This is a genomic window from Amycolatopsis sp. NPDC054798, assembly GCF_053611505.1.
In genome coordinates this window covers 22848-36385 of record NZ_JBSHAM010000082.1, presented here as the reverse complement: position 1 = coordinate 36385, position 13538 = coordinate 22848, and the positions used below count along the sequence as shown (strand labels likewise).

The window sequence follows — 13538 nt, the reverse complement described above, 5'->3', positions numbered from 1 at the left end:
TTCCCCCCCTATGGGTCTACCCCCGGTGTTCCCGCGCCGTTGGCGGGATAGGGGATCGTTTTGGTTATATGTTTCCCAATCGGCCCCCTTCACGGACAGACCGCGCTGGTGTGCGGGGGCGAGCGGCTGACTGGTGACGAGGTGCTGGACCGGGTGCACCGGCTGGCGCGGGCGTTGCGGGCGCGGGGCGTCGGGGCGGATGACGTGGTGGCGCTCGCGCTGCCCCGGTCGGTCGATCTGGTGGTGGCGCTGCTGGCGGTTCTCGACGCCGGCGCGGCGTTCCTGCCGCTGGATCTGGCGCATCCGGCGGAACGGCTGCGCTCGCTGGTCGCCGAGGTGACCCCGAAGCTCGCCGTGACAGATTCGGAGTTGCTGCCGGGCGTTCCGCAGCTCCGGCTGGACGATCCGGCGGTGCGGGAAGAGATCGCCGGGTATTCAGCGGCGGAATTGTCCGATGTGGACCGTCATCCGGAACACCTCGCGTACGTCATCTTCACCTCGGGCTCCACCGGTCAGCCCAAGGGAGTGCTGGTCCGGTCCGGCGGTCTGGAAACGTTGCTGCGGAACCACCGCGCGACCACGGTCGCCGAGACTGCGCAGGGGCGGCTGCTCCGCGTGGCGCACACGTACTCGTTCGCCTTCGACTCGGCGATCGAGCAGTTGCTGTGGATGCTGTGCGGGCACGAATTGCACGTCTACGACACGGAAACCGCGCGCGACGTCGACGCCTTGCACGCCGCTTTCGTGCGCGACCGGATCGACGTCATCGACACCACGCCGTCGATGGCGGCTCCGCTGCTGGACGCGGGGTCGCTCGACCCGGCGTTGCTGGTGCTCGGTGGCGAGGCGACTCCTCCGGCGTTGTGGCAGCGGGTCGCGTCGTCCGGTATCCGGGCGCGCAACATCTACGGCCCGACTGAGACCACTGTGGACGGTGCCAGCGCGGCGATCGCCGGGGACGAACCGGTGATCGGGTACGCCGTGCCGGGGACGCGGGCGTACGTGCTCGATTCCGCGCTGCGGCCGGTGCTGCCGGGCAGCCGCGGTGAGCTGTACCTTGCCGGGCCGCATCTGGCCCGCGGTTACCTCGGCCGTCCGGGCGGGACGGCGGAACGGTTCGTCGCCGATCCGTTCGGGCCGCCGGGGGAGCGGATGTACCGCACCGGCGACGTCGTGCGCTGGGTGCCGGGTCGCGGGTTGGAATACTTGGGACGCCGCGACGGTCAGGTCAAGATTCGCGGCCACCGCGTGGAATTGGGCGAGGTCGAGAGTGCGCTCGGCGCCGTTCCCGGCGTCCGGGCCGCTGCGGCGGCGGTGCGCGGACCGCGGCTGATCGGGTACGTCGTCGGTGCCGGACTGGTGGCGGAAGACGTTCGCGCGACGCTCGCACAGCGGTTGCCGGAAGCGATGGTCCCGGCGGCGGTCGTGGTGCTCGACGAGCTTCCGGTGACCAGCAACGGAAAACTCGACCGGGCCGCGTTGCCCGCGCCCTCGGCGGCGGAGGGCGGCCGGGAACCGCGGACTGAGCGGGAACGGTTGCTGTGCGCCGCGATCGCCGAGGTGATCGGCGTGGAGCGGGTCGCGGTGGACGACGACTTCTTCGCTCTCGGCGGCGACAGCATCACGGCGATCAGCGTGAGCAGCCGGTTGCGGGCACACGGTCTCGATCTTCGGCCACGAGATTTGCTGGCGCGGCGCAGCTTTTCCGCGCTGGCAGCGGCCTCTCGTGAGCTGTCCGAACCGGACAGTGAGCCGGACGAGCCGATTGGCGAGGTTCCGGCGCCGCCGATCGTGCGGACGTTGTTCGATCTGAATCCGGACCTGGACGCGATCGTCGGCTATGCACAGTGGACAGTGCTTCGGGTGGACGGCCCGGTGCCGGGACTGGCCGAGGGCGTTCAGGCGATTCTCGACCACCACGACGTACTGCGCCTTCGCGTCGAAGCCGACGGTACTCTGGTGATCCGGCCGCGTGGCGAGGTCGCGGCGGTCGTCCGCGAGGCGACGGGGAATCCGGCCGGGGTGGCGGAACAGCTGGCGTCCGAATTGGATCCGCGCGCCGGGGAGATGCTGCGGGTCGCGCTGGTCGGTGATCAGCTGGTGATCGTCGTGCACCATTTGGCGATCGACGGGGTTTCGTGGCGGATTTTGCTGCCTGACTTGCAGGCAGCCTGCGAGGGCGGGGTTCTGGAACCCGTGCGGACCTCGTGGCGGCGGCATGCCTTGGCGCTCGCTGAACAAGGCAAGAGCGGTGCGCGGCGCGGCGAACTCGGCTACTGGCGGTCGACGCGGAAGAGCAAGCTCGACCCGAAGCGAGACACGGTTGCCACCGCACATCGTTCGGTCACTGTCGCCACCGAAGAGGAAAGCACGGCGATCCTCACGACGCTGCCCGCGGCCTACCGCGCGGGGGTCGACGAGGTGCTGCTTGCCGCGCTCGTGCTGACGCTGCGCGGTGATGAAGAAGCGTTGACCGTCACGATGGAAGGCCACGGCCGCGAAGGGCTGGATCTCGCCCGCACCGTCGGCTGGTTCACTGCCGAATACCCGGTCCATATTGAACTGTCCGGTGTGGACACTATCGATCGTTTGCTGCGCGCGGTAAAGGAAGCACGTCGCGCGGTTCCGGACGGCGGGGTTGGCTTCGGTGTCCTCCGGTACTTGGACCCGGGCGCTGAGTTCGCGCCGGATATGCCGGACGTTCTGCTCAACTACCTCGGCCGGTTCACTCCGCTGTCCGGCGGCTGGAAGTTGCCGGACGAGGATCCGTTCGGCGTTATCGAGCCGCCCGCGAAAGCGCTGGAGCAGGCCTTGGCGCTGAACTGCTTTGTCCGCGAGGACGGCGCACCGCGGATCGCCGTCGAGTGGACCGCGGCCAGCCGGGTTCTGCCGCCGGAAGAGGTCGAACGCCTGCAAGAAGCGTGGGCCGCCGCGCTGGCCGCGTTGGCTGCGCATGCGCGGGAGAACATCGGCGGGCTCACTCCGTCCGACCTTCCGCTCGTCACGCTCACCCAGGACGAGATCGACACCTTCGAACAGCAGGGTCCGGTCGCCGACGTCCTGCCCGCGACACCGCTGCAGGCCGGGTTGTCGTTCCACACGCTGACTCGCGGCGGGCCGGACGTCTACACCGTGCAGGCGGTCACCCGGCTCGAAGGCCAGCTCGACCCGGGCCGGATGCGCGCCGCCGCCGGGGAGCTGCTGCGGCGGCACCCGGCGCTGCGCGTCCACCTGCACACGACGTCGACGGGCGAGGTCGTGCAGGTCGTGCCTGCCGGGGTGCACCTGGACTGGCGGCACGTCGAGTTTCCGGAGAGCGCGGACGGCGAGTGTGCCGCCGAGCTGGCCCGCCCGTTCGATCCGGCCGTGCCGCCGCTGATCCGGTTCCTGCTGCTCACTCTCGGCCCGGCCGAACACCGGCTGGTGCTGACGATCCACCACGCGCTGCTCGACGGCTGGTCGATGCCGCTCGTCGGCCGCGCGCTGCTGGCCACTTACGCCGAGCTGGACGGTGGACCGGCCGCTCCGGTCGCGCCGCCGCTGGCCGAGTACCACCGGGTGCTGGCCGCCCGCGACCACGACGCGGCGGTCGAGGCCTGGCAAACTGCGTTGGCGGGGCTGGAAGAAGGAACCAGGCTCGCTCCGGCGACTGCGGAGTCCACTTCGGACCGTCCACAGCGGATCTGGGTCGGACTCGGCGCGGAGTTCAGCGAACAGCTGCGCGGCTTCGCCCGGGAACGCGGCGTGACGTCGACGGCGGTGTTCCAGACCGCGTGGGGCGTTCTGCTGGCGCGGCTCACCGGACGGCAGGATGTGGTGTTCGGCTGCCCGGTCTCCGGTCGTCCGTCCGACGTTCCGGGCGTCGAAGCGATGATCGGCCAGCTCGGTACGACCATCCCGGTGCGCGTGTCGTTCGCGCCGTCCGACCCGGCGTCGGCGGTGCTGGCGCGCGTGCAGGACGAGAACGCGAGGCTGACCGACCACCATCACCTCGGCCTGCCGGACATCCAGCGCGCGGCGGGCGTCGGCGATCTGTTCGACACGATGCTGGTGATGGAGAACTTCCCGCTCTCCAGCCGGGAACGCGAACCGCTCGCTCCCGGGCTCGACCTCGCCGGCGTCGACATCACCGACGCGACGCACTATCCGCTGACCGTGATCGTGCTGCCCGGGGACGAGATCTCGATCGGACTCGGCTATCAGCCGGACGCCTTCGACGAATCGACCGTGCGGGCTTACGGCCGCTGGCTGACGACGTTGCTGCACGAGATCGTGGCCGACCCGCAGCAACCGGTCACGAGGCTGCGTTCTCTTGACGCGGAAGAGGAAACGGCTCTGCTGCGGCAAGGAAACGGACCCGAGCCGCGAAGGAAAGCCGGTACCTGCCTGGAGGAATTCGCCCGCTGGGTGCGGGAAACTCCGGACGCCGAAGCCGTCGTGTGCCGGGACCGCCGCCTGACCTACGCGGAACTGGACCAGAAGGCGAACCAGCTCGCCCATGCGTTGCGCGAGGCCGGGGTGCAAGAGCAGGATCCAGTAGCGGTGCTGCTGGAGCGGGACATCGACCTGGTGGTCGCACTGTTCGGCGTGCTCAAAGCCGGTGCGGTGCACGTGCCGATGGACCCGACCTATCCCGCGGAACGCCTGGCGCATCTGGTGAAGGACAGCGTGCCCGCCGCGGTGGTGTCCACTTCGGATCCTGGCTTCGGCATCCCGGTGATCGACCCGACGGTCCTGAGTGGACCGTCTGCTTGGGACGACGTCGTTCCGTCGCCGGATTCGCTGGCCTACGTGATCTACACGTCCGGCACGACCGGAAAGCCCAAGGGCGTCGCGATCACGCATCGCGGCATTCCGAGCCTGGTCGCGCTGCAGGAGGACATCGTCGGCATCCGGCACGGCGAGCGGTACCTGCACTTCGCGTCCACGAGTTTCGACGTGTCGTACTGGCAGTTCTTCCTGCCGCTGCTGTCCGGCGGCACCTCGGTGATCGCGCCGGAGGAGGTCCGCGGGTCCGGCGACGACCTGCTCGCCTACGCCGCCGAACACCGGGTCACCGGGCTGAACCTGCTGCCGTCGTTCCTGTCCGCGATGCCGGACGACGCGACGGTGGACCCGGAGGTGTTCTTCGTGGTCGGCGCCGAACGGCTCGACCCGGAGCTGGCGCACCGCTGGGGCGACCGGCGGGCGCTGTTCAACGCCTACGGCCCGACCGAGGTCACGATCAACTCCGTCACCTGGGTCTACTCCGCCGACGACCCCGGTCCGCTGCCGATCGGCAGGCCGGACCCGCAGGTGCGGGCGTACGTGCTGGACGCGGGACTGCGGCCGGTCGGGACCGGCGTGACCGGCGAGCTGTATCTCGCCGGGCCGAAGCTCGCGCGCGGGTACGTGAACCGGCCGGGGCAGACCGCGGAGCGGTTCGTGGCCGACCCGTTCGGCGCGCCCGGCGACCGGATGTACCGCACCGGCGACCTGGTGCGCTGGCGGCCGGACGGGCAGCTGGTGTTCCTCGGCCGCGCCGACCACCAGGTGAAACTGCGCGGGTTCCGGATCGAGCCGGGCGAGATCGAATCGGCGCTGGCGCGGCATCCGGACGTGCGGGCCGCGGTCGTGCTCGTGCGCGAGGACCGGCCGGGGGACCGGCGGCTGGTCGGTTACGTCGTGCCGGTCGACGGGGCGGAGCCGGACCCCGCAGCGTTGCGCGAGTATCTGGCAGCTGAGCTGCCCGCGCACATGGTGCCGTCGGCGGTGCTCTCGCTGGAGCGGCTGCCGCTCGGGCCCAGCGGCAAGCTCGACCGGGCTGCCTTGCCCGCGCCGGGACCGCGCAATGCCGCCGCTGCCCGGCAACCGGCGACGGAAGCGGAAACCGTTCTGCTGCAAGTGGTTCGGGAGCTGCTCGGCCCGGACGTCACGATCGACGACGGGTTCCTCGACGCTGGTGGGGACAGCATCGCGTCGCTTCGGCTGGTCGCGCGGGCTCGGCGGGAGGGCTTGCACCTGACCGCGCGGGACGTTTTCGAAGGCGGCACGATCGCCGGGATCGCGGCCCGCTGCAGCGGCAAAACCGTGGTGGTGTCGCCGGATCTGACGCCCGCGGTCGGGGACGCGCCGCTGACGCCAGTCATGCGGGAGCTGCTGGAACGCGCTGGTTCGGCCGCGGACGGGTTCTGTCAGTGGGTCGAGGTGTGCGTGCCGTCCGGTGGCGACGTGCCGAAGTGGCGGTCGGCGCTCGACGCTGTCCTCGAACGGCACGATGTGCTGCGTTCGCGCCTGGCTGGCGACGTGCTGCGCGTTCCGGAACCCGGCTCGGTGACCGGTGCGGACGTGCTGATGGTCGTCCCGGCGGGCGAGGACGCGGATCTGCGCGCGCTGCTGGACGACCGGATCGCCGCTGTCCGGTCCACAATGGACCCGCGGACAGGACCGATGCTGCGTGCGGTGTGGGTAGACGCCGGGCCGGCGCGCCCGGGGCGGCTCGCGCTGGTCGCGCACCATCTCGTCGTGGACGCGGTGTCGTGGCGGATCCTCCTCGACGACCTCGAGCAGGCGTATCTCGGCCACCAGCTGCCGGAACGCGGACCGTCGTTCCTCGGCTGGTCGCGGGCGTTGGTCGCGGCCAAGACCGCGCGGCAGGTCGAACGTCCGCATTGGCAACGGCTCGCGGCCACGGCACGTCCGGTCAGCGGGACTGCGCGGCACCACGAGATCGAGGTGTCGGAGGAGATCACGCAGGCGGTGCTGACGACGTTGCCGGGCGCGTACCGGACCGGGTCGGACGCCGTGCTGCTCACCGCGTTCGCGCGGGCTTACCGGACTCAGCGGGGTTCGGATCTGCTCGTCGCGTTGGAGAGCCACGGCCGTCCGGACCACACGCCGGACTTCGCCGGAGCCGTCGATCTGTCCCGCACGGTCGGCTGGTTCACCGCGATGTACCCGGCGCGGATCACGCCGCCTTCCGACGAGACGGCGATCGCTGCGGTCCGCGATCAGCTCCGCGCCGCTGGCGACGGGCTCGGTTACGGCATCCTCGGCGGGACGTCGACCGGGGCGGAGGTCACCTGGAACTACCTTGGCCGCTTCGAGGCAGCACCGCAGGCGGAGACGCCGTGGCAGCGGCCGCCGGACGCCGAACCGCTCGGCTCCGACGGCGGTCCGCTCGCGCACGCGCTGATGGTGAACGCGATGGTGCGCGACGACCGGCTGGCGGTGCGGTTCACCTGGCCGTCCGCGGAGTTCAGCGCGGACGAGATCGCCGCTCTCGGCGCGGCGTTCCAGAAGGAACTCGCCGCGCTCGCTGCTGGGCTACCGGCTGGCGAGCTGCTTCCGCTGACGCCGCTGCAGGAGCTGATCCTGCGGGAATCGCGTGCGGCGGACGAGGATCCGTACCCGGTGCAGGCGGCGTTCTCGCTGGCTGGAGCGCTGGATCTGGCCGCGTTGGAGGCCGCGGCGAACGCACTGGTGCGGCGGCATCCGAACCTGGGCGCGGTGTTCCCGGCCGGGCACGAAGTGCAGGTGCTGCCGGCTGAGCCGCGGGTCGGCTTCCGGGTGTTCGAAGCGGCCGCGAACGTCGAGCAGCTGCTTGCGGAAGACCTCGCCGAGCCGTTCGATCTCGTCGCCGGGCCGTTGCTGCGGGTCACCGTGCTCCGGCACGGCCCGGATCGGCACGAACTCGTGCTGACCAGTCATCACCTCCTCTCCGACGGCTGGTCGGCGCCGCGGATCCTGGCCGAGTTGTTCGCCGGGTACTCCGGTGAGCCCCAGCCGGAGGCGGTGCCGGTGTCGCGCTACACGCGGTGGCTCGCGGCGCGCGACCACGCGGTCAGCGGGCACGCGTGGCGGACGGAACTGGCGGACCTGCCGTCGCGGAAGCTCCTAAGCGGACCGCCCGCGGCCGTCGAGCCGGAACTGTTCACTGTGGACGCTCCGCTGGTTGCCGAGCTGACGCGGGCAGGCGCCAAGCACGGGGTCACTGCTGGGACGTTGCTGCAGGGCGCGTGGGCGGCGGTGCTCGCGGCTCGGGCCGGGGTGACCGATGTCGCTTTCGGGGCGATGGTTTCCGGTCGTACGTCCGAAGTGGACGGTGTCGAGGAGATCCTCGGGCTGCTCGCCAACACGGTTCCGGTGCGGGTCCGGTTCGCCGGAACCGTGGGGGAGACCCTGGCGCGAACCCAAGCCCGGCAACAGGAACTGCTCGCGCATCAGCACGCCGGCCTCGCCGAACTGGCCGCGCTGACCGGCCGGGACCGGTTGTTCGACAGCCTCGTCGTGTTCGAGAACTACCCGGTGGACCCGGCGAAACTGCGCGAACCGGCCCCCGGGCTGGCGATCACCGGGACCCGCTTCCGCGAGCGCACGCACTATCCGATGACGGTCACCGTGGTGCCCGAACTCGCTGGCGGCTGGTCCGGCATTTTCGGTTACCAGGACGGGATTCTCTCGGCTGCGGAAGCAAGGGCGCTGGTCGCGGACCTGCTGCGGTTCCTCGGCGAGCTTCCCTCGCGGCTGGACGACGACGCGGGTGAGTTCGCGAGGCCGCGGTGAACCTGTGGCGGACCGCGTTCGTGCTCGTGCTGGGCACGTTCATGGCGACGCTCGACAGCACGATCGTCTCGGTCGGCGTGGAAACGCTGGCGCAGCGGTTCGACGCGTCGGTCACTGAGGTCCAGTGGGTCACCACGGCGTACCTGCTCGCGGTGGTGGCCGCGGTGCCCGCGTCGGGCTGGCTGGCCGCGCGGTTCGGCGGGCGGCGGACCTGGCTGGCCGCGGTGGTCGTTTTCGTGCTGGCGTCGCTGTTGTGCGGGCTGGCGAGCACGTTGCCGATGCTGGTGGCGTTCCGGATTCTGCAAGGGCTGGCCGGCGGCCTGCTGCCGCCGACCGGGCAGGCACTGCTGGCGCGGGCCGCCGGACCGGAGCGGATCGGGCGGCTGATCAGCGTCGTCGGCGTGGTGCCGTTGCTGTCGCCGGTGCTGGGACCGCTGGCGAGCGGGGCGATCCTGAGCGTCGCGGACTGGCCGTGGTTGTTCTACGTCAACCTGCCGGTCGGCGTGGTCGCGGTGCTGCTCGGATTGCGGTATGTCGCGGCGGACGCGCCGGCGGGTCCTCGTGAACCGTTCGATTTCCGGGGCGCGGCTTTGCTTTCGCCGGGATTGGCCGCGGTGGTGTTCGGGCTGACCGGGTTCTCCGACGGATACCCGAAATGGCTTTCCGGCACGGCTGTCGCGGCCGGTTTGCTGATGCTGGCTGCGTTTGTCCGCCACGGGTTGCGCGTGCGCGCGCCGTTGCTGGACCCGCGATTGTTCACCCGGCCGCCGTTCGGGTCCGCCGCGCTGGCATTGGTCGTGCTGGGCGCGTCGGTGTTCGGCACGATGTTCTTGCTGCCGCTGTATTTGCGGCGGGGTGCCGGTCTGGGCACGTGGGACACCGGATTGCTGTTGGTTCCACAGGGAATCGGTGCGGCCGCCGGATCGATTCTGGTGCATCGCATCGTGGACCGGGCGGCTCCGCGGACGCTGGTGCTGTCCGGCATCGGCCTGGTCGCGCTAGGAACGGCGGCGTTTACTCAGCTCGGCCCGGACCTTCCGGATGTCGTGCTGGTCGTTTCGTTGTTGCTGCGAGGGTTCGGTGCGGCGATGATCAGCGCGCCGGTGCTGGCGCTGGTGTACCGCAGCCTGGAGAAAACGCAGCTGCCGAAAGCGGCCGGCGCGCTGAATTTGCTGAACACCCTGGGCGGTTCGGTCGGGACCGCGGTGCTCGCGCTGGTGTTGCAGAACCGGTTGGCCGCACGGGGCGCTGACGTCGCGGCGGCTTTCGCGGACACGTTCTGGTGGGTGCTCGGTCTGGTCGTGGTGGCGGCTGCGGGGGCGGCGAAGCTGCCTAAGGAAAGGAGCCGGTAGATGCAGGACACCTTGCCCAGCCCGGTGGAGGTGACCGCGGGAGCCGCACCGGACATCGCGCGGCACCGCGAAACGGTCTCCGCGGTGCTGGCCAGGCGCGATCCGCGGCTGCTGGTGATCGTGGGGCCGTGCTCGGTGCACGATCCGGAGGCGGCGCTGGAATACGCCGGACTGCTGGCCGGCGCGGCGGCCCGGTATGCGGACGATCTCGTGGTGGTGCTGCGGGCGTATCTGGAGAAGCCGCGGTCGGTGACCGGGTGGACCGGATTCCTGCCGGACCCGACGCTGGACGGCAAAGGCGATCTCGCCGCGGGGGTCCGGCTGGGGCGGCAGTTCCTGCTGGACGCGGCGGCGACCGGATTGCCGCTGGCGTACGAGTTCGTCGATCCGGTGCTCGCGCCGTACGTCGCGGACACGGTGAGCTGGGGTGCGATCGGCGCGCGGACAGTGGCCAGCCAGCCGCACAGACAGCTGGCGTCGTGGCTGCCGATGCCGATCGGGATGAAGAATTGCGTGTCCGGCCGGCTGGGTCCCGCGGTGGACGCGATCCGCGCGGCCGGGGCGGCGCACGCGTTTCCCGGGCTGGGCGTGGACGGGCGGATGAAAACCTTGCGCAGCAGCGGGAATCCGGACGCGCATCTGGTGCTGCGGGGCGGAACGGCGCCGAATTACGACGCCGCGTCGGTCGCGGGGGCGATGGAAATGCTGGCGAACGCGGGGTTGCCCCGGCGCGTGGTGGTCGACGCCGCGCACGGGAACAGCGGGAAGGACCACAACCGGCAGCCGGGGGTCGTCGCGGACGTGGCGGAGCAGGTTCGCGACGGGGCAGCGGTGGCCGGGGTGATGATCGAATCGTATCTGCGCGACGGGGCACAGGATCCGGAGCGGGCGCCGGCCGACCGGGCGGTGAGCCGGACGGACCCTTGCCTCGGGTGGGAGCGGACTGTTCCGTTGCTGGAGTCGCTGGCTCTGGCCAGCCGGGCGCGTCGTGGGAAGTCCGTGAGGGGAACCCTGCGGGACTCTGAGTCCGTGAAGGTTCCCCTCACGGACAGCTAAGGCAGCAGGTTGGCCCGGCGGGCGGCGTTGACGGCCTGAAGGCGGGTCTTCGCGTCCAGCTTCCGCATCGCGTTGCGCAGGTAGCTCTTCACCGTTTCCGGGCCCAGCCCGAGTGTTTCCGCGATGTCGGCGTTGGTCTGCCCGGCCGCGGCCCCGGCCAGGACGTCGAGTTCGCGCGCCGAAAGCGACGGTCGCGGGCCTTCGGGAGCGTCGCCGGCGAGCGAGCGGCACACCGCGTCCAGGCGGTCGCGCAGGTCCGGGTCGTCCAGGGCGGCGGCGATGCGGCGGAGTTCGGCGTGGCTTTCCCGGACCGCTTCGCGATCGGCCGGTTCGCCGGGTGCGACGTCCGGGTCCGGGGCGAGCAGCTCCAGCCGGCGGCGGACCTCGGCGCGGATCGCCAGCTCCTGCTCCAGGTCGCGAGCCACCTCGACCATCGCGGTGACCGAGCGGTCGCCGAAGCGGACGTGTTCGCGGACCGCGCCGTAGAGGACGGCCCGGACGGTGCGGGACACGATCACCGGCACGGCCATCACCGAGCGCACGCCCTCGGCCCGGACCGCGCGGTCGAAGTGGTGGCTGATCGCGTCGCTGGTGTAGTAGTCCGGCAGCACCACCGGCTTCCGCACGCCGATGGCGCGTCCGCCGAGGCCCTTTCCCTCCGCGACGACCAGGCCGAGCAGCGATGTCGTCGAGTTCCCGAGCAGTTCGGTCATCCGCAGCCGGCCGTCGGCGACCGCCCCGCCGAAGGACAGCGGGACCTGGGCGGCTCCGCGCAGCCGCACCAGCGCGCGACGGACCTCCGCGACGTCCTCGGCCGGGCCGGGATCGGTGACGGGCATCGGGCGTCACCCCTTTTCGGGGGTAGTGGGCCTGCTGACGTGCGGCGATAGTACCCGCCGACACCGGCCAACGACGACCGTGGAGCACGCTGTGAGCCCTGAGCGGACCACCTTCGACCTGCTGCAGACCTACGCCGCGCCGGACGCGGACGCGACCCGGTTGCTGTGCGGACGCCATCCCGCCGACGCGGTCGCCTTCACCCTCGTCGAGTCCGATCTCACCAGCCGCGACCTCACGTACGGCCAGCTCGAGGCCGCTTCCGCCCGGTTCGCCGCCGCACTGGCCGCGCACGGCGTGCGCCCCGGAGACCGGGTCGCGACGCTCATGGGCAAGTCCGCCGAACTGGTCACCGCGCTGCTGGCGATCTGGCGGCTCGGCGCGGTCCACGTGCCGCTGTTCACCGCGTTCGCGCCGCCCGCGATCGCCCAGCGGATCGTCGGCAACGGGACCCGTGTGGTGGTGGTCGACGCCGGTCAGCGCGCGAAGCTGGACCCCAGCGACGACCTGCCTGCCGACCCGTCGCGGATCATCGTGACGACCGGCGAGGCGTCCGGCGGCGACCTTTCGTTCGAGGCGCTGCTGGACGAGCCGCACCCGCTGCCGGACCCGGTCGCGGTCGGCGGCGACGGCACGCTGGTCGAGATCTTCACCTCCGGCACGACCGGCACCCCGAAGGCAGTGCCGGTGCCGCTGCGCGGACTCGCCGGGATCCACTCCTACCAGGAGTTCGGCCTCGACCAGACCGACGAGGACGTCTTCTGGAACGCCGCCGACCCGGGCTGGGCGTACGGGCTGTACTTCGCGTTGCTCGGCCCGCTCGCGACCGGACGGCGCAGCCTGCTGCTGCACGCCGGATTCAGCCCGGAGCTGACCTGGCAGGTGCTCGAACGCTTCGGCGTCACCAACTTCACCGCCGGTCCGACGGTGTACCGCGCGCTGCGCAGCTCCGGCCTGCCGGTGCCCGCCGGTCTGCGGCTGCGGCACTGCTCGTCGGCCGGGGAGCCGCTGACGCCGGACGTCGTGACCTGGGCCGAGGAGGTCCTCGGCTGCCCGGTGCGCGACCACTACGGCCAGACCGAAACCGGCATGGTCGTCGGCAACGCCTGGCATCCGGCCCTGATCGCGCCGGTCAAAACCGGGTCGATGGGGCGGCCGCTGCCCGGGTTCGCGGTCGAGGTCCTGAAGGCGGGCAGCGACGAGATCGCGGAGGTCGGCGAGACCGGGCGCGTCGCGATCGACGTTTCCGCCAGCCCCCTGATGCCGTTCTCCGGCTACCGCGACGCTCCCGAGCGGACCGCGGAACGCTTCAGCGCCGACGGCCGCTGGTACTACACCGGCGACATCGCCGCCCGGGACCGCGACGGCTACCTGACCTTCGGCTCCCGCGACGACGACGTCATCCTCATGGCGGGCTACCGGATCGGCCCGTTCGAGGTGGAAAGCGCACTGGCGCAGCACGAGGCCGTCGCGGAAGCCGCGGTGATCGGCGCGCCGGACGAACTGCGCGGGGAACTGGTGGTGGCCTACGTCGTGCTGAACCCCGGCGTCGACGGGTCGGACGAACTGGTCGAAGAGCTGAAGCAGACGGTCAAAACCCGCCTGGCCGCCCACGTTTACCCGCGGCGGATCCACTTCGTGGCGGAACTGCCCAAGACGCCGAGCGGGAAAATCCAGCGGTTCGCGCTGCGGGGCCGGGAACTGAGCACCGCTTCGCGCTGAGATTTCCCGCGGCCGGTGCCACACTGG

At 71.3% G+C, this 13538-nt stretch carries 5 protein-coding genes; 4 read left to right on the top strand and 1 reads right to left on the bottom strand.

The window, feature by feature from the left end:
• Positions 1-60 precede the first annotated feature (60 nt).
• Genes ACWGIC_RS35190 through ACWGIC_RS35180 form a run of 3 tightly spaced genes read left to right on the top strand, consistent with a single transcriptional unit; the run spans position 61 to position 10952 of the window.
• A complete protein-coding gene (locus ACWGIC_RS35190; protein WP_452080247.1) occupies positions 61-8544 on the top strand; it encodes an amino acid adenylation domain-containing protein in 8484 nt (2827 codons plus the stop codon).
• 41 nt (positions 8545-8585) lie between these two features.
• Entirely contained in the window at positions 8586-9896 is a 1311-nt protein-coding gene (locus tag ACWGIC_RS35185) for a DHA2 family efflux MFS transporter permease subunit (RefSeq protein ID WP_452080248.1), read from the top strand.
• On the top strand, positions 9897-10952 hold the full coding sequence (locus ACWGIC_RS35180) for a 3-deoxy-7-phosphoheptulonate synthase (protein ID WP_452080246.1): 1056 nt from the start codon (positions 9897-9899) through the stop codon (positions 10950-10952). It abuts the gene before it with no gap.
• On the opposite strand, the gene ACWGIC_RS35175 is transcribed toward ACWGIC_RS35180, so the two are convergent.
• Positions 10949-11791, bottom strand: a complete 843-nt coding sequence (locus tag ACWGIC_RS35175; RefSeq protein ID WP_452080245.1) for a LuxR C-terminal-related transcriptional regulator — start codon at positions 11789-11791, stop codon at positions 10949-10951. The genes ACWGIC_RS35180 and ACWGIC_RS35175 overlap by 4 nt on opposite strands.
• A gap of 91 nt (positions 11792-11882) precedes the next feature.
• Here ACWGIC_RS35175 and ACWGIC_RS35170 point away from each other — a divergent pair, with 91 nt between their 5' ends.
• Positions 11883-13511: an AMP-binding protein gene (locus ACWGIC_RS35170; protein ID WP_452080244.1), complete on the top strand. Its 1629-nt coding sequence runs from the start codon at positions 11883-11885 to the stop codon at positions 13509-13511.
• Positions 13512-13538 lie beyond the last annotated feature (27 nt).

What these genes read in the sequence shown, in the direction of transcription:
- ACWGIC_RS35185 (WP_452080248.1), top strand. Translation starts at nt 8,586, where the DNA reads ATGGCGACGCTCGACAGCACGATCGTCTCGGTCGGCGTGGAAACGCTG.
- ACWGIC_RS35175 (WP_452080245.1), bottom strand. Translation starts at nt 11,791, where the DNA reads ATGCCCGTCACCGATCCCGGCCCGGCCGAGGACGTCGCGGAGGTCCGT.
- ACWGIC_RS35180 (WP_452080246.1), top strand. Translation starts at nt 9,897, where the DNA reads ATGCAGGACACCTTGCCCAGCCCGGTGGAGGTGACCGCGGGAGCCGCA.